Origin of the sequence: Haloarcula hispanica ATCC 33960, assembly GCF_000223905.1 — an archaeon.
Taxonomy (GTDB): Archaea; Halobacteriota; Halobacteria; order Halobacteriales; family Haloarculaceae; genus Haloarcula; species Haloarcula hispanica.
Window position 1 is genome coordinate 2,223,496 of the sequence record NC_015948.1, and the last position, 16,543, is coordinate 2,240,038.

At 66.1% G+C, this 16,543-nt stretch carries 12 protein-coding genes; 8 read left to right on the forward strand and 4 right to left on the reverse strand.

Annotated elements, in window-relative coordinates:
- Positions 1 to 109 precede the first annotated feature (109 nt).
- Positions 110 to 814, forward strand: coding sequence for a class I SAM-dependent methyltransferase (locus tag HAH_RS11215; RefSeq protein WP_014041011.1), 705 nt, complete (start codon positions 110 to 112; stop codon positions 812 to 814).
- A 132-nt stretch (positions 815 to 946) separates the two neighbouring features.
- Here HAH_RS11215 and HAH_RS11220 read toward each other — a convergent pair whose 3' ends face one another.
- Positions 947 to 1,882 carry a sulfide-dependent adenosine diphosphate thiazole synthase gene (locus HAH_RS11220; RefSeq protein ID WP_008312519.1) on the reverse strand — a complete coding sequence of 312 codons (936 nt, stop codon included), beginning with the start codon at positions 1,880 to 1,882 and terminating at the stop codon, positions 947 to 949.
- Between the two features lie 156 nt (positions 1,883 to 2,038).
- On the opposite strand from HAH_RS11220, the gene HAH_RS11225 reads away from it, so the two are divergent.
- Positions 2,039 to 3,460: a YjiH family protein gene (locus HAH_RS11225; protein WP_044951972.1), complete on the forward strand. Its 1,422-nt coding sequence runs from the start codon at positions 2,039 to 2,041 to the stop codon at positions 3,458 to 3,460.
- On the opposite strand, the gene HAH_RS11230 is transcribed toward HAH_RS11225, so the two are convergent.
- Entirely contained in the window at positions 3,455 to 4,099 is a 645-nt protein-coding gene (locus tag HAH_RS11230; protein ID WP_014041014.1) for a helix-turn-helix domain-containing protein, read from the reverse strand. The two genes, HAH_RS11225 and HAH_RS11230, sit on opposite strands and share 6 nt — an antisense overlap.
- Positions 4,100 to 4,180: 81 nt before the next feature.
- Between HAH_RS11230 and hutU the strand changes: the two genes are divergently transcribed.
- From hutU to hutH, 4 genes are read left to right on the forward strand one after another with little or no spacing between them, the layout of a single operon-like run.
- Positions 4,181 to 5,929, forward strand: a complete 1,749-nt coding sequence (gene hutU, locus HAH_RS11235) for a urocanate hydratase (RefSeq protein WP_014041015.1) — start codon at positions 4,181 to 4,183, stop codon at positions 5,927 to 5,929.
- On the forward strand, positions 5,926 to 6,849 hold the full coding sequence (gene hutG, locus HAH_RS11240; protein ID WP_014041016.1) for a formimidoylglutamase: 924 nt from the start codon (positions 5,926 to 5,928) through the stop codon (positions 6,847 to 6,849). The genes hutU and hutG overlap by 4 nt, the downstream gene beginning before the upstream one ends.
- Positions 6,846 to 8,108 carry an imidazolonepropionase gene (gene hutI, locus HAH_RS11245; protein ID WP_023843375.1) on the forward strand — a complete coding sequence of 421 codons (1,263 nt, stop codon included), beginning with the start codon at positions 6,846 to 6,848 and terminating at the stop codon, positions 8,106 to 8,108. Before hutG ends, hutI begins: the two co-directional genes overlap by 4 nt.
- Positions 8,105 to 9,679, forward strand: coding sequence for a histidine ammonia-lyase (hutH, locus tag HAH_RS11250; RefSeq protein ID WP_014041018.1), 1,575 nt, complete (start codon positions 8,105 to 8,107; stop codon positions 9,677 to 9,679). The genes hutI and hutH overlap by 4 nt, the downstream gene beginning before the upstream one ends.
- Before the next feature lie 7 nt (positions 9,680 to 9,686).
- Here the strand turns inward: hutH and HAH_RS11255 are convergent, their stop codons facing one another.
- Both HAH_RS11255 and HAH_RS11260 read right to left on the reverse strand, forming a co-directional pair.
- Positions 9,687 to 12,257 carry an AAA family ATPase gene (locus HAH_RS11255; protein WP_014041019.1) on the reverse strand — a complete coding sequence of 857 codons (2,571 nt, stop codon included), beginning with the start codon at positions 12,255 to 12,257 and terminating at the stop codon, positions 9,687 to 9,689.
- Positions 12,254 to 13,003 carry a 4-phosphopantoate--beta-alanine ligase gene (locus HAH_RS11260; RefSeq protein WP_014041020.1) on the reverse strand — a complete coding sequence of 250 codons (750 nt, stop codon included), beginning with the start codon at positions 13,001 to 13,003 and terminating at the stop codon, positions 12,254 to 12,256. The genes HAH_RS11255 and HAH_RS11260 overlap by 4 nt, the downstream gene beginning before the upstream one ends.
- A 142-nt stretch (positions 13,004 to 13,145) precedes the next feature.
- On the opposite strand from HAH_RS11260, the gene HAH_RS11265 reads away from it, so the two are divergent.
- Together HAH_RS11265 and ppsA are read left to right on the forward strand one after the other, a co-directional pair.
- Positions 13,146 to 14,057: a PhzF family phenazine biosynthesis protein gene (locus tag HAH_RS11265; RefSeq protein WP_014041021.1), complete on the forward strand. Its 912-nt coding sequence runs from the start codon at positions 13,146 to 13,148 to the stop codon at positions 14,055 to 14,057.
- Positions 14,058 to 14,178: 121 nt separating this feature from the next.
- Positions 14,179 to 16,488, forward strand: coding sequence for a phosphoenolpyruvate synthase (gene ppsA, locus HAH_RS11270; protein ID WP_014041022.1), 2,310 nt, complete (start codon positions 14,179 to 14,181; stop codon positions 16,486 to 16,488).
- The last annotated feature ends 55 nt before the right edge of the window (positions 16,489 to 16,543 follow it).

A 16,543-nucleotide genomic window follows, 5' to 3' on the forward strand; every position in this document is an offset into this window, starting at 1 on the left:
CATTTGGTCCCTTATTATCTATATAAGTGGACAGATTTCAAACCAGTAGCTATGGGACGGTATCGGTACCATGGGTGTTTTTATACATTAGTGTATAGAAGTGTCCATAATGGCAGACGCATTTGAAGTACAAGAGGAGTTCCGGTTCCTCGGCCGAACGTTTGCGGAGTACTGTCGGCTGTTCGGGCTGGACCCGTCGTCGCTCGGGGGCCACTCGGTGCTGGACTGTCCGGGCGGGCCGGGGTCGTTCACCGCTGTCGCGAGCACGCTGGCCAACAGCGTGGTCGCAGTCGATCCGATGTACGGCCGGACGGTCACTGACCTACAAACAATCTGTCATGACGCCGTCGAACAGACGGTGGCCCAACTGCAGGCACAACGCGAGGCCTTCGTCTGGAGCGAGTACGGCAACCCGGCGACACGGGGCCGGTATCTCAGGGCGGCCGCCGAGCGGTTTCTGGCAGACTACGCGCGACATCCCGGCCGGTACGTCCAGGCTGGCCTGCCCGAGCTCCCTTTCGAGTCGGACGCGTTCGATATTGTGCTGTCGGCGAATCTCCTCTTTCTCTACGATGACCGTCTGGACGAGCAGTTTCACGCTGACGCGATGCTGGAACTGGCCCGCGTCGCCCGCACCGAGGTCCGGGTGTTTCCGCTGCACTCCCTAGATGGCAGTCGCTCGGCGTTCGTCGACCCTGTCCGCAACCGAGTCGAAGACGCGGGCCTCACGACCCGCTTCGAGTCGGTTCCCTACGAGTTCCAGCCCGGCGCGACCGAGGCGCTGGTGGTGACAGACCCCGCCCAGTGGGTATGACCGGTCACAGACAGCGTCGGCTTCGTGCTGGCCTGTCGCTGCCTCCCAGCCCACTCGCTTACAGCGTCAGTCGCAGGAAAACCCTGAGAACTGCATCGCGCCACAGGAACGACCTACAGAGAAGGGAGGGCGTTAGTCGTCAGCAGGGGAGGCCGCGTCGCGGCTCGTGACATCGACCGGTTCGGCGTCGACTTCGAGTTCGTCCAGGGCGACCTGGGCGGCGCGCTTGCCCGAGACGAGCATGGCCCCGAACGTCGGCCCCATACGCGGGAGGCCGTAAGTCGTCGCGGTGGCCATCCCGGTGACGACGAGGCCGTCGTGGGCGAGGCCGGTGTGTTCGACGACGGCGTCCTCGCTCTCGCCGACCCACATCGAGTCGTGACCGGGCGAGTCGTGGCCGGGCGCGCCGTAGGTGTCGTCGTCGGTCTGGTCCATGCCGCTGGCTTCGTCTTCGAGGCCCGGCGCGTTCAGGACGCCGCGCTCGTCGAGTTTCTTGACGGCCATCGCGTCGTGGCCCGTCGCGTCGATGACGAGGTCAGCCTCGACGGCGATGGGGTCGACGCAGGTGATTTCCCGTGGCAGCGCGTGGACTGGCGTCCAGTTCATGACGATGCCACCGACGCGGTGGTCCTCGCGGATGACGATGTCGGTGAACTCCGTCATGTTCTGCATCTTCGCGCCGGCATCGCAGGCGGCCTTGATGAGGCCCGAACACGCTTCCGGTCCGTTAGCGACGTAGAGGCCCTCGCTGTCCTTGGACTGCTTGTGGTCGACGTCGAGTTCATCGAGCACCTGCTGGGCCGGGTCCCGAACGGTAACCTTGTTCATCAGGAAGCCGCCGAGCCAGAAGCCGCCGCCGAGGTAGTTGTTCTTCTCGACGACCATCACCTGGACGCCGCGCTCGGCGAGTTCCTTTGCGGCCATCAGCCCCGATGGGCCGCCGCCGACGATGATGACGTCGGAGTCCGAGAAGTCCATGAACTCCTCGGTCCACTCCTGCCCGATTGCGCGTGTGACCTCTGCTTCGCCAACGTCGCTGAACTGTTCGAATGAATCTGAATCGCTCATACCACCTAGTGATATTCTTTGGTGGTACATAGTCGTTCTGATGGCCTCGTCTGTTTGCTGAATCTCGCGCACGGCCGCTGGCGTGGAAGGCAGTAATAAAAATGGTTCCACACGGTGGTTTCAGGACTAACTATCAAATGAGAGTATTGTGTGCTAATGTCTACCGAAACAGGCAACACGTACACGGTCGACACTGAACCGGCGGCAAGAGACATCGACGATATCGACCTGCACGAATACGAAACGCGGCCGGTGCTGAAGTTCCTGATCGCGTTTCTCATCGGCGGGGTGTTCTTTCTTCTGCCGGTCCCGTACCAGGGCGAGGTAACAGTCCCGTTCGACATCGTCGTCAGCAACATAACCGGGGCGTTCCCGAACGTCATCGGCGTCTACTCACTGGCGATCATCCTCGCCGGCGGGATACTGACGACGCTCGCGATGGCCAGTGACGGCGAGGTCGCGGGGTACGACCTGTCATCCTTCGAAACCTCGGGAGTCTTCTGGGCGCTCCGAGTCGCCGGCGTGCTCGTCGCGCCAGTGATGTTCTTCAAACTCGGTCCAGAGTGGCTCCACACACCCAGCACCGGCGGGCTGATGTGGGGGACGCTGGTGTACAGCGTCGGCGTCATCATCCCCATCGGGGCCATTTTCATCACGATATTCGTCGAACTCGGCGGGCTGGAGTTCGTCGGAACGCTTGCGAGGCCGATAATGCGACCGTTGTTCAAGGTCCCGGGGCGGGCCGCACTGGACAGTCTCGCATCGTGGGTCGGCTCCTACAGCGTCGGCCTGTACGTCACCCGCAATGTCTTCGAAGACGGCGGCTACCACAAGCGCGACGTGTTTACCATCGCGACGTGCTTTTCGACGGTGTCAATCGGCTTCGTCGGCGTCGTCGCCGCCACGCTCGGGATGCTCCCGAAGTTCCCGCTCATCTTCGGGGCGTACTTCTTCTGTGTCGTCGTCACCGGCGTTATTCTGGTCCGGGTGCCGCCTATCTCCAGGATTCCCGAGGAGTACATCGCTGAACCCGACCCGGAACTCGCCTTCTCCGGGACGCCGTCGGATTACGTCCGGCTGGCGGTCAGCGAGGCCGTCGGCAAGGCCAAGGACGGCGAGACGTTCGCACAGGCAGCCAAACGAGGCTTCGTCGACGGCCTGAAGCTCACCAGTCTCATCCTGGGAACCATCCTCGCTGTTGGACTCGCCGCGACGCTGCTCTCGGCACACACCCCAGTCTTCGACATTCTGGGTCGCCCGTTGACGCCGGTCATCGCTGCGCTCGGAATCCCGAACGCAGAGGTGGTCGCGCCGGCGACCATCGTCGGTATCACCGAGATGTACGTCCCCGTCCTGCTCGTGAGCGAGACAGCGACGAAGGCAAAGTTCTTCGTCGGCGTGCTGGCCGTCTCTCAACTCATCTTCTTCTCCAGCGTCGGCCCGATGATGATGGACATGTTCAGTGACGTCCCCATCCGGTTTCGGGACCTCGTGGCGTTGTTCATCATGCGGACGGTGCTTCTCGTGCCGCTCATCGCCGGCATTATTCACGCTCTCGCTGCGCTGGGCCTCCTATAGGTATTCGACCAGCGCTTCAGCCAGTTTCTTTTCCGCCCGCCGCAAGTGGTCCTCCGCGGTTCGGCGCTCCACGCCCACCTGTTCCGCAATAGCCGCCGTTGTCGTCTCGCGGGGCAGTTCGTAGTACCCCTGCTCGTAGGCCGTCAGGAACACCTCACGCTGCCGCGGCGACAGATCGGGGAGCATAGCATCGACGGTCAAAAGCGGTGCGTCCGGCGTTACGGAAGTAATCTCACGTTTCGATTCGACGGTAACGTCGAACTGTCCTGCCAGGGACTGGTACACTCTGGCCAGTGCGTCGGGGCTGAGACCGAGTGCCCGGACGAGCTTGCCGCCACTGGCGTATTTCAGCGGCGGGACCAGCAGACAGCCCTCGTTCGCCAGAAAGCGCTCGACGTTGTTGTCGAGCTGTGCTTTCAGACACTCCTCAGTGACCAGCACCTGCTCGTCGCCGTTTTCCAGCCGCTCACCGATACCGACGGTGGTGCGCACCTGCTCGATAACGTCCCCGACGTCCCCGCCGCTAACGTGCAGAAGGTCGCTGTGGTCGTTACACCACAGCTCGATGCGGGTGCCGGTCCCGTCGGTTGCCGCCTCGTAGGCCCCGTCGCCGTAGACACGGAACAGTACTTCGTACATAGCTAGCGGTGCACAAGGATATATAAAAACAGTTCCGAACGGTGACGCTCTGCTAACACGGTTCTCCACTAATGGTGTGGTATGGCACAGCAGTCTTCCCCAGACACCGACCACGACGTCGGGACGCCCTCGGAACAGTGGCGCGAGTACCAGGGTTCACCCACCGGCACCGACATCGAGTGTGAAGGGTGGCGACAGGAGGCCGCGCTCCGAATGTTGAACAACAACCTCGATCCCGAAGTCGCCGAGAAACCGGAGGAGCTAGTCGTGTACGGCGGAACCGGGCGTGCGGCCCGGTCGTGGGACGCCTACGATACTATCGTCGACGAACTCCGTGAACTCGGCGACACCGAAACCCTCCTCGTCCAGAGCGGCAAGCCGGTCGGTCGGTTCGAGACCCACGAGAAGGCCCCGCGCGTCCTCATCGCGAACTCGAACCTCGTCGGCAAGTGGGACACCTGGGAGCATTTTCACGAACTCGAAGCAGAGGGACAGATCATGTACGGCCAGATGACTGCCGGCTCGTGGGCCTACATCGGCACACAGGGCATCATCCAGGGGACCTACGAGACGCTGGCTGCGCTCGCCCGGGAACACTACCCGGACAACGACGGGCTCCGCGGGAAGATTGTCGTCACCGGCGGCCTCGGCGGAATGAGCGGTGCGCAACCGCTCGCGGTGACGATGAACCACGGCGTCTGTCTCGCGGCCGAAGTCGATGAGGACCGTATCGACCGGCGCATCGAAACGGGGTACTGCCAGGAGAAAACCGACGACCTCGCGACGGCCATCGAACGCGCACAGACGGCCGCGGCGAACGGTGAGCCCTACAGCGTCGGCGTCCACATGAACGCCGCGGACATGCTCGCGGAGATGTTGGACATGGGGTTCGTCCCCGATGTAGTGACCGACCAGACGAGCGCACACGACGAACTCGAAGGGTACTACCCCGCTGGCTACACTGTCGAGGAAGCCGACCGGCTCCGCGAACGCGACCCCGAGACGTACGTCGCGGAGAGTCTCGATACGATGAAGCGCCACGTCGAAGGCATTCTGGAACTGCAGGACAGGGGAGCCATCGCCTTCGAGTACGGCAACAACATCCGGGGGCAAGTCGAGGACCAGCGCGACCTCGACACAGCATTCGACTTCCCGGGGTTCGTTCCCGCATACATCCGCCCGCTGTTCTGTGAGGGCAAAGGACCGTTCCGCTGGGCCGCGCTCTCGGGCGACCCCGCGGACATCCACCGGACAGACGACGCGGTCAAGGAGCTGTTCCCGGAGAAAGACGACCTCCATCGCTGGATCGACCTCGCCCAGGAGCAGGTATCCTTCCAGGGGCTTCCCTCGCGAGTGTGCTGGCTGGGGTACGCGACAGAAGACGGGCTGACCGAGCGCGCCCGCCTCGCGCTCCGCATCAACGAACTCGTCGCCGACGGCGAGATTACGGCACCCATCGTCGTCACGCGGGACCACCTAGATGCCGGGAGCGTCGCCTCGCCACACCGCGAAACGGAGGCGATGAAAGACGGGACTGACGCCGTCGCCGACTGGCCGATTCTGAACGCCCTGCTGAACTGCGCCGCCGGCGCGGACATCGTCAGCGTCCATGACGGCGGCGGTGTCGGCATCGGCAACTCCCTGCACACGAACAACCACGTCGTCCTCGACGGGTCTGATCTCGCAGCCGAGAAGGCCCGCCGTGTGTTCACGACCGACCCCGGGATGGGCGTCATTCGCCACGCCGACGCCGGTTACGAAATCGCACAGGAGATGGCCGACAAGAACAACGTCGCGGTCCCGATGCGTGACCGCAACCGCGACCAATGACCGACCTGACAGACCCGTCACCGTGGACCGGCTCGTCCGACGACCCGAACGACGAGCAGTTCGGTGACGTCGTCGAAACGGCCACACTCGCGACCGCTGACGAGTACGACGTCGTGCTGGTGGGCGAGCCGTACGACGGGGCCGTCATCGGACGGCCGGGCGCGCGTGCCGGCCCGGCGGCTCTCCGACGCGAACTCGGCGGAACGAAGACGCATCACATCGAACGCGGACCGGTCCGCTCAGTCGCCGACCTCGGCGACATCGAGATTCCGGCCGGCGGCGTCGAACGGGTCCAGAGCGCTGTCCGCTCGATAACGGCCGAGATTCACGCAACGGGCGCAGTGCCGGTGTTTCTCGGTGGCGACAACTCACTGACGTTCCCGAACGCCGCGCCGCTGTTGGCTCACGAAACGGTCGGCGCAGTCAGCTTCGACGCCCACCTCGATTGCCGTGCCGTTCGGGACGAACCGACGAGCGGGACGCCGTACCGTCAGCTCCACGATGCGGGCCTCGACACGCTGGCCGTCGTCGGCGCGCGCCACTTCGAAACCTCGACCGCGTACCACGACTACCTCGCCGAGCAGGGCGGGACAGTCCTGCCGCCGGCGTCGGTGGCCGGCGACCCTGCCGGCGCGGTGGACGATGCGCTCGCCGCGCTCGGCGACGTGGACGCCGTCTACGTGAGTCTGGACCTCGACGTGCTCGACGCCGCAGCCGCGCCGGGCGTGAGCGCGCCGACGCCGGGCGGCCTCTCGACGCGAGAACTGTTCCGGATGCTGGGCCGCGTGGCGTCCGACGACCGTATCGCCGGCTTCGAGATAGTCGAGTGCGCGCCGCCGCTGGACGCCGGGAACCGGACCGCCCGCGCCGGTGCCCGCGCCGTCGCACACTTCCTCAGTGGCCTGGGAGGTGACCGATGACAACCCTCGATGCGGTGGTCTACGGCGCGTCCGAACTCGTCGCGGGCCCGGCGGCGGACGGCCGCGGACTGGAGACCTACGAGGATGGCGCAGTCGCCATCGTGGACGGCACTGTCGCCGCTGTCGGTCCGACCACTGAGGTGACTGCCGAATACCCGCCGGAGAGCGCCAACCACGCTATCGATGCCAGCGGTCAGGCCGTCATTCCGGGCTTCGTCGACCCCCACACCCACGCGCTGTTCGCCGGCGACCGCTCGGACGAGTTCGCCGCCAAACTGCGCGGGAAGTCCTATCAGGACATCCTCGCCGAAGGCGGCGGCATCCTCAGAACGGTCCGAGCGGTCAGGGAAGCCGACGAGGAAACGCTGCTGTCGAACCTGCTGGCCCATCTCGACACCATGCTCGCTCACGGGACGACGACAGTCGAGGTGAAGTCCGGCTACGGACTCGACACGGAGACGGAGCTACGGATGCTCCGAGTTATCGACAGGGCCGACGACGTCCATCCCGTCGACGTGGTCCCGACGTTCATGGGCGCACACGCTGTTCCCGAGGGGTGGGACGCCGACGACTACACCGCGGCGGTCGTCGACGAGCAGCTTCCGGCTGTCGAATCGCAGGGCATCGCCGAGTTCTGCGACGTGTTCTGCGAGGAAGGGGTGTTCTCGGTCTCGCAGTCCCGACGGGTCCTCGAAGCAGGCGCGGCCGCGGGGCTGACACCGAAGGTCCACGCCGAAGAACTGGCCCACATCGGCGGGACGCAGTTGGCGGCGGACGTGGGCGCGGCCAGTGCCGACCACCTCCTGCACGCGACCGGCGAGGACATCGACGCGCTTGTCGACGCTGCCGTGACGCCGGTGTTGCTCCCCGGAACGGCGTTCGGTCTCGGCGCAACGTACGCGGACGCGACGGCGTTCCGCGACCGGGGTGCGCCCGTCGCGGTGGCGACGGATTTCAATCCGAACTGCCACAGCCACAGCATGGGCTTTGCGCTGTCGCTGGCCTGCGTCGAGATGGGGCTGCCACCGGCTGAAGCGCTGGTCGCTGGAACGAAACACGCCGCGCTCGCGCTGGACAGGACCGATGGGCTGGGGACGCTCCGCGAGGGTACGCCCGGTGACGTCGCCGTCCTTGCCGCGCCGAGTCACGTCCACATTCCTTACCAGTACGGGACCAACGTCGTCGACACCGTCCTGAAAGACGGCTCGGTCGTCAGCACCCCAACGCATGAGTCATACGCTCGGGATATGCAACCATGACCGCCGAAGTTGTCCTCGACGGCGAGTCGCTCACGCCCGCCGAGGTGGTCGCTGTCGCCCGGAACGGCGCGACCGTCACCGTTGCCGACACCGCCCGCGAGCGAATCCGCGAGTCCCGCGAGCGCGTCGAGAGCGTGCTGGACAGCGGCGAGGCGGTGTACGGCGTCACCACCGGTTTCGGCGACCTCGTCGACGAGCGCATCCCACGCGAGGACCTCGATGCCCTCCAGCGGAACCTACTGCGGAGCCACGCCGCCGCGGTCGGACGGGAGTTGACGACCGAGGAAGTCCGGGCGATGATGGTCACACGGGCGAACACGCTGGCGAAGGGGTATTCAGGCATCCGTGAGTCCGTCGTCGATCTGCTGGTGGCGATGCTCGACGCTGGTGTCCACCCGGTCGTCCCGTCGCGGGGCAGCCTCGGCGCGAGCGGCGACCTCGCGCCGCTCGCCCACATGTCGCTGGTCCTCATCGGCGAAGGAGAAGCCGAGGTCGAGGGGGACCGACTCCCCGGCGACGAGGCGCTCGACGCAGTCGGCCTCGAACCGGTGACGCTCCGGGCCAAGGAGGGGTTGGCGCTCATCAACGGGACACAACTGACCGTCGGCGTGGCCGCACTCCTCCTCGCCGACGCGGAACGGCTGGTCGCCGCCGCCGACATCGCCGGTGCGCTCACGACGGAGGTGACCCTCTCCTCGACAGTACCGTCCCACGAAGCCATCACCGACGTCCGGCCCCACGCCGGCCAGGCCGCGAGCGCGCGAAACATCCGGCGGCTGACGGCCGACTCCGATGTGGTCGAGTCCCACCGCAACTGCGACCGCGTGCAAGACGCCTATGCGATGCGCTGTCTGCCGCAGGTCCACGGCGCGGTCCGCGACGCCGTCGCCCACCTCCGGGAGGCCGTCGAGGTGGAACTCAACAGCGCGACCGATAATCCGCTGGTGTTCCCCCGTGAGGCGGTGGGGGACCGGGCCTCCGGCTCCGACAGCGCGGGCGTGCTGTCCGGCGGGAACTTCCACGGCGCGGTACTCGCCATGCGCCTCGACTATCTGATGAACGCGCTCACCGAACTCGCGGCCATCTCGGAGCGCCGGACGGACCGGATGCTCAATCCGAATCTGCAGGAGCCACACCTCCCGCCGTTTCTCACCGAGCGAAGCGGCGTCCGGTCGGGCTACATGATCGCACAGTACACCGCTGCCGCACTGTTGAACGAATGTCGGTCCTTCGGCCGGCCCTCGATGGACAACACGCCCGTCAGCGGCAATCAGGAAGACCACGTCAGCATGAGCGCGCAGTCGGCCTATCTGGCCCGAAACGCAGCCCGAAACGCCGCCGCGATTCTCGGTATCGAGCTGTGCTGTGGGGCACAGGCCGCTGATTTCGTCGACGACGCCCTCGAACTGGGCGTCGGGTCGGCCGAGGCCTACGACGCCGTCCGTGCAGTGGTCCCGAAGCTGACGGCGGACCGACCCATTCACGAGGACATCGAGGCCGCGGGCGCGCTCGTCGAGTCGCCGGCCTTCACCGAGCGGGTTGCTGCGGCGCTCGACGAGGAACTGGAGTGACCCGGCCTCAGGACCCAAGCCCCAGGTCCGCGGTCCCCTCTACTCCCTGATAGCGCTCCCGGTCGTCCCAGTCGGCGATGCTCGAATGGGTCTCCCGGACGGCGATTTCGAGATGCTCCTGTGTTATCTCCGAGCCGTCTCGCAGGGCGTGCCGCGCCGCGTCCTCGGCGACGAGTTCGAGGTCGCTGGCGGCGTAGCCAGCCGTCGGTTCAATGATGGCGTCCCAGTCGATGTCACCGGCGACGGGCCGGTCCTGCAGGTGGATCTCCAGAATCTGTTTGCGAGCCTCGGCGTCCGGTGGCGGGACTTCCACGCGCTCGTCGAAGCGGCCCGAGCGCCGCAGCGCCGCGTCGATGTCCTCGACGAAGTTCGTCGCGGCGACCACGACGATGTCGTCGGCCGCCGCGCCTTCGAGTTCGGTGAGCAGTTGGTTGACCAGTTGCTGCTCGCTCGTGTTCATCGACCCGCGCCGCGAGCCCGCGATGCCGTCGATTTCGTCGATGAACAGCACGCAGGGCGCGTTCGCGCGGGCCACCTCGAACACCTCGGCGACGTTGCGGGCCGGCTCGCCCATCCACTTGCTAGTCACGTCTGCGGGGCTGATCTCGACGAAGCTGTGGTCGAGTTCGCCAGCGAGCGCGCCGGCGAGGTGGGTCTTCCCGCAGCCGGGCGGACCGTACAGCAGCAGGCCGGAAAGCACGTCGATGCCGTACGTTTCGTATTCCTCGGCGTTCTCAAGCGGATCGAGGACCGTGTCTTCAAGTCGGTCCTTCAGTTCACCCATCCCGCCCACGTCGGCGAAGTCGCGTCCGGCGTCAGTCTCGACGAGCGAACTGGCCTGCAGGTCGACGCCGTCGGGCTGGACGACGCCGTTCTCGGCGACCATCTCGGGGTCGACCCAGTCCGGGATGCTGGTGTCGGTCTCTGTGGCGGCCTGCAGCAGATGGTCCGTCCCAATCGGGGCGTCGGCCCGCAACGCCTTTCGGGCGGCGTCCTCGGCAAGGAGTTCGATGTCGCTGGCCGCGAAGCCGGCCGTCTCCTCAACGACGGGGCCGAGGTCGATGTCGGCCGCTGTCGGCCGGCCGGCGAGGTGAATCTCCAGAATCTGCGTTCGCGCCGCGGGGTCCGGCGGCGGGACCTCCACGCGCTCGTCGAACCGGCCCGAGCGGCGGATCGCGTCGTCCACGTCCTCGACGAGGTTCGTCGCGCCCAGCACCACCACGTCCTCGTCGGCGATCCCTTCGAGTTCGGTGAGCAGTTGGTTGACCAGTTGCTGCTCGCTGCTGTTCATGTTGCTGTCGCCGTCGCGTGCGCCGGCGATGCCGTCGATTTCGTCGATGAAGAGGATACAGGGGGCGTTCGCGCGGGCGATCTGGAACAGTTCCTCGACTTTCTGTGCGGGTTCGCCCATGTACTTGCTGGTCACGTCGGCGGGCGTGACCTCGATGAAGGCGTGGTCGACCTCGCCCGCGAGTGCGCCTGCGACGTGTGTCTTCCCACAGCCGGGCGGGCCATGCAGCAGGACACCGTTGACGACGCCGATGCCGTACTCCTCGAAGGCACTTGGGTCCTGCAGCGGCCGGACGACCTTGTGGTTGAGCGTCTCAAGTAGCTCGGACATCCCACCGACATCGGCGAAGCTCCGGGACGGGTTTGGGTCGACCAGCCCGTCGGCTTGCATATCGACGCCGTCGGGCTGGACCACCGTCCCGTCGTCCGAGGGTCGTTCGCGGTTTATCGAGGGCGGGCCGTCATCGTCGTCGTCAGAACTACCACGACTGGGAGTAGAGTCCCGGTCCGTCCCGGCCGAGCCGGAGTCGTCGGATTGGTCGATCCGCTCTCGGATGTTCCGTTCGAGCCGGTCGGGGTTGACCTCGTAGCCGTACTCGGCCAGCCGTCGGGGTTCGGCGCTGAGGAATTCCGCGAGCCAGCCGTGGCGCTGCAGGTCCTCGGTCGGGGCGTCCGGGTCCCGGAACGTGACGAGCTTGACGTCCGAGCTGTCGGGCGAGTGGTACTCGGCGAGCCAGAAGGGGAGATACAGGCGCTCGATGCCGGTCACGCCGTCGAATCCGTCGGGGTCGAAATCCCCGGGGAGCCCGTAGGACTCGCGAAGCTTCCGGAGGAACACGTTCGCCGCGCCCGAGGCGGAGTCGTGGCGCTGCTCGCGGTACTCGGCGACACGCTGGGGCAGTAGCGACCGGGCGTCGTCGTCGGTGACCTGGAACTGCAGCAGGACGGAGCGGCCAAGCGCGGGGTCGTCGCGGCCGAAGTCGTAGTCGCCCGTCGGCCGGCGGACCACCGAATCAGTGTCCTCGACGTACTGCGAGACGGCCCGGTCGTTGTCCGCCCAGAGACCGTCGAGGAACGCGGTCTCGGATCGCGTCGTCGTGCCGAACAGCTTCCCCTCGCCGGTCTCGTACTCGTAGTCGACTTTGAACACTGGATAGAACACCCGGTGGAGCCGTTCGAGTCGTTCGGTATCGCCGAACGCTGTCATCGTCCGCTGGTCGAGCGTCTCTCTGACAGTGTCCTCGTCGGGGACCCGACGGTCGGCGTAGATGTACGGCGGCAGGCTCATTCGAGGTCACCCTCCCGAATCGTCCGCTCGGCGGCAGTCAGGGCGCTATCGGCGTCGAACGTCTCGATAGCGTCCCGCTGGGCATCGGGTTCACCGCGGAGATTACGGGCGTGCTCGGTAATGTTTGGTATCGCGCGGATGATGTTGTCGATGATGGGGACCGTCGCCACCTCGGCAGAGCGGCTTCGAGGGTTGAGGTCAATGACCAGTTCCGTCTTCCCCATCTCGCCCAGCGCCTCGGCGCGGTCGCCGTCCTCCAGCGGGACGAGCACCACGTCTGCCGCGCCGATGCCGTCGGCGTCGACCTTGGCGCGCTCGTGGTCGAGCCCGGGGATGCGCCCGTCGGCGGTAAGTCCCTTCACGTCCGTCGCTCCGTGCTCGCGGAGGTAGTCGGCGATGGCCTCGATGCGCTCCTCGGTCCGGTTGAACAGGTTCACTTCGAGGTCTGCGCGGGTCACCTCGGCCAGTTCGACGAGTTCGCCGGGCACGAGGGCGGCGGCGTTGCCGTTGACCGAGACGACGGCGTGCTCGGCGGACAGAAGGTGTGCCGCGGCGGCACGCTCGGCGTCGTCGGCGCTGTCGATGGTGCGCTCGCCCAGCAGGTAGTCGAAGGCTTCGCCGCGGCCCTGTGCGATGAGGCCCTGACGGGAGGTGATACCGCGGTCGACGCCCGCTTCGATACGGTGGCGGGTCAGAAGCGACTCGTAGCGGGGGTGGCTTTCAGGGAGGTCGACGTCCTCACTCATACGTTCCAGTGATAGCTCCCTGTACTAAAGTCGTCCGTCAGGCGCGTCCCGGGCGTTGTTGCGTGTCTCACCGGAACCGATCACCGGACGACGATGGCTAGCTCCGGAAAAGATTATCTGCGGGTCAGCACAACTCCGTGCCATGGATACCCGACAGGCGTTGCTTGTCGACGCGTTCGCCGCGGAGCCGACGGCGGGCACACCGACCGGCGTCGTCCCTGAAGCCGACGGACTGACCGACGACCAGATGCAGGCCGTCGCCAGCGAACTGGGGGCCACCGAGACGGCCTTTGTCCTGCCGGCGGCGGACGCCGACCGCCGACTTCGCTGTTTCTCGCCGACCGAGGAACTGGCGCAGGCAGAGACGGCGACAATCGCCGCGTACGCGGCGCTCTACGAGCGTGGTGAAGTCGACGCCGCCGAATTAACGGTCGCCACAGCTGGAGGCGAAATCGCCATCGAAACCAAACCGAACGGCATGGTCTGGGTCGAGCAGGGCCGGGCCGACATCACCGAGGTCGATATCCCCTACAGCGATGTCGCGGACGCGCTCGGACTCGACGCGGCCACGCTCAAGGACGTGGGCGCGGACCTCCCGCTCGTGACAGCCGACGCGAGTGAGTCGTGGCTCATGGTCCCGGTCAACTACTTCGAGCATCTGAGCACCCTTGCCGTGGATGGGACCGCCGTCGCCTCGCTCTGTGACCGCGCGGACGCAGTCGGCGTGTACCCGTTCACCTTCGACACCGTTGGCGGCGACGCAACGCGCCGGTCGACGTTCCACGGGCGAGCCTTCCGCGCGGGGAGCCGGACAGAAGAGCCGGTAAGCGCGGCAGCATCGGGGGCCTGCGCGGCGTTCGTCCGCCGCTACGGGGCGCTCGATGACACCGTCGAACAGATCATCGCCGAGGGCGGGCATTTCCGCGACCGACCCGGGACGGTGTCAGTCGATACCGACGGGACCGAGGTGTGGGTCGGCGGTCGCGGCGTGACCGCATTGGACGGCACGGTAACTGTCCCCGCTGTTGACGACGACGATATTATCGAAGCGTGACCGTCCACACCGCACCGGCAGCCTGACCGCCTAATTCACTCGAAATCGAGTGAAGAGCGATCTCTCACTGGTTGCAACCGGAACATCCTTAATTGTCGTTGAAGATGGTACGAATGAGTCCATGCCAACACTGTGGCTCGACGAAATCGGTGCCGACGACCTGGCGCGGGTCGGCGGCAAGGCGGCGTCTCTCGGAGAACTGACCGGAGCGGGCCTGCCCGTTCCGTCGGCGTTCGTCGTTACCGCCGACACGTATCGGTCGTTCATCGAAGCAACTGGAATCGACGAGCCGCTGTTCGAGGCCGTCGATGTCGACAGCGACGACTCGCAGGCGCTGGCCGAGGCAGCCGAACGCGCTCAGGAGTTGATCCTGGAAACCGACACCCCGCCGTCGGTCCGCGAGGACCTGCTGGCTGCATACGACGAGATGGGCGACGAGGACGTTGCGGTGCGGTCTTCGGCAACTGCCGAGGACCTCCCGGACGCCTCCTTCGCCGGCCAGCAGGACACGTACCTGAACGTCTCGCGTGCGGACCTCCTGCAGCGAGTCAAGGAGTGCTGGGCCTCGCTGTTCACACAGCGGGCTATCTACTACCGCAACGAGAACGACTTCGCCCACGACGCCGTGGACATCGCCGTCGTCGTCCAGCAGATGGTCGACGCGGAGAAGTCCGGCGTCATGTTCACCAGCCACCCCTCGACCGGCGGTCCAACGGCCATCATCGAGGCCGCGTGGGGGCTGGGCGAGGCGGTCGTCTCCGGTGCGGTTTCGCCCGACAACTACATCGTCGACCGCGAGACGGGCACCATCGATGAGGTGACCGTCGCCGACAAGAAGGTGATGTGTGTTCGGGGAGAAGACGGCGAGACAATCGAGCGCTCCGTCCCCGAGGAGAAGCGCAACGAGCGCGTCCTCTCGGAGGACGAGATTCACCGGCTCATCGAAATCGGTGAGCGCGTCGAAGACCATTACGATACACCACAGGACGTGGAGTGGGCGGTCTACGAGGGGGAGGTGTACCTGCTGCAGTCCCGCCCGATCACCACTATCGACGATCCTGAAGGGAGCGCCGGCTCGGCCAACGAAGCCGAGAGTCAACCGCCGGGGGCAAAATCGGGTGTCGCCGACGGCGGAGCGATGGAGAGCCAGTCGGAGTCGGTCCGGCTCTCCGGAATCGGCTCCGCGCCGGGCCGGGTCACTGGCGTCGTCCGCATCGTCGACAAACTCGACAACCTCGACAAGGTCGAGGACGGCGACATCATCGTCGCCGAGATGACCACGCCGGACATGGTCCCGGCGATGAAACGCGCCAACGGTATCATCACCGACGAGGGCGGGATGACCAGCCACGCAGCCATCGTCTCCCGTGAACTCGGCGTTCCAGCCGTCGTCGGTGCCGAGGACGCGACACAGAAACTCCGGGACGGCGAAACGGTCACGCTCGACGGCGACAAGGGCACAGTCGAGAAAGGGGCCAAGGTTCCCGAGACGACCGGCGAGGAAGAGGACGCCGGGCCGGTCGAGGCACACTCGCCCGTCAAACCGATGACCGGAACGGAGGTCAAGGTCAACGTCTCCATTCCGGAGGCCGCCGAACGGGCCGCCGCGACGGGGGCCGACGGCGTCGGCCTGCTGCGCATCGAGCACATGATCCTCTCGACGGACAAGACGCCCTCGCGCTACGTCGAGGACCACGGCGAGCGCGCCTACGTCGACGAAATCGTCGAGGGCGTCCGCTCGGTCGCCGAGGCGTTCTACCCGCGCCCGGTTCGGGTCCGCACGCTCGATGCCCCCTCCGACGAGTTCCGACAGCTCCAGGGCGGCGAAGACGAGCCGAGCGAGCACAACCCGATGCTGGGCTACCGGGGCATCCGGCGCTCGCTTGACCGACCCGGCGAGTTCAAGCTCGAACTCCGCGCGTTCGAGCGCCTGTACGACCTCGGGTATGACAACGTCGAACTGATGCTCCCGCTGGTGACCGACGCCGAGGACATCCTGCGGGCGAAGGCGCTGATGCAGGAGGTCGGCATCGACCCCGAGAAGCGCGACTGGGGCGTCATGGTCGAGACGCCGGCGAGCGCGCTGTCCATCGAAGACATCTGTGAGGCCGGTATCGACTTCGTCTCCTTCGGGACGAACGACCTCACGCAGTACACGCTGGCCGTCGACCGCAACAACGGGAACGTCGCCGACCGCTTCGACGAACTACACCCGGCCGTTCTGGAACTCATGCGCCAGGTCATCGGGACCTGCCGCGAGCACGACGTCGCCACGAGCATCTGTGGCCAGGCCGCCTCGAAGCCCCAGATGGTCGACTTCCTCGTCGACGAGGGAGTCACCTCTATCTCGCCGAACATCGACGCCGTGCGTGACGTCCAGCACGAGGTCAAGCGCGTCGAGCAGCGCCTCCTGCTGGAATCGGTCCGCTGAGGCCGCGGCCGCCCGACGTAGCCAGCAGATTTTTTTGCACCGTTCGCTTCGTTGC

Excerpts from the sequence above, each read along its gene's own strand:
- HAH_RS11215 (WP_014041011.1), top strand. The coding sequence starts at position 110 with ATGGCAGACGCATTTGAAGTACAAGAGGAGTTCCGGTTCCTCGGCCGA.
- HAH_RS11220 (WP_008312519.1), bottom strand. The coding sequence starts at position 1,882 with ATGAGCGATTCAGATTCATTCGAACAGTTCAGCGACGTTGGCGAAGCA.
- HAH_RS11225 (WP_044951972.1), top strand. The coding sequence starts at position 2,039 with ATGTCTACCGAAACAGGCAACACGTACACGGTCGACACTGAACCGGCG.
- HAH_RS11230 (WP_014041014.1), bottom strand. The coding sequence starts at position 4,099 with ATGTACGAAGTACTGTTCCGTGTCTACGGCGACGGGGCCTACGAGGCG.
- hutU (WP_014041015.1), top strand. The coding sequence starts at position 4,181 with ATGGCACAGCAGTCTTCCCCAGACACCGACCACGACGTCGGGACGCCC.
- hutG (WP_014041016.1), top strand. The coding sequence starts at position 5,926 with ATGACCGACCTGACAGACCCGTCACCGTGGACCGGCTCGTCCGACGAC.
- hutI (WP_023843375.1), top strand. The coding sequence starts at position 6,846 with ATGACAACCCTCGATGCGGTGGTCTACGGCGCGTCCGAACTCGTCGCG.
- hutH (WP_014041018.1), top strand. The coding sequence starts at position 8,105 with ATGACCGCCGAAGTTGTCCTCGACGGCGAGTCGCTCACGCCCGCCGAG.
- HAH_RS11255 (WP_014041019.1), bottom strand. The coding sequence starts at position 12,257 with ATGAGCCTGCCGCCGTACATCTACGCCGACCGTCGGGTCCCCGACGAG.
- HAH_RS11260 (WP_014041020.1), bottom strand. The coding sequence starts at position 13,003 with ATGAGTGAGGACGTCGACCTCCCTGAAAGCCACCCCCGCTACGAGTCG.
- HAH_RS11265 (WP_014041021.1), top strand. The coding sequence starts at position 13,146 with ATGGATACCCGACAGGCGTTGCTTGTCGACGCGTTCGCCGCGGAGCCG.
- ppsA (WP_014041022.1), top strand. The coding sequence starts at position 14,179 with ATGCCAACACTGTGGCTCGACGAAATCGGTGCCGACGACCTGGCGCGG.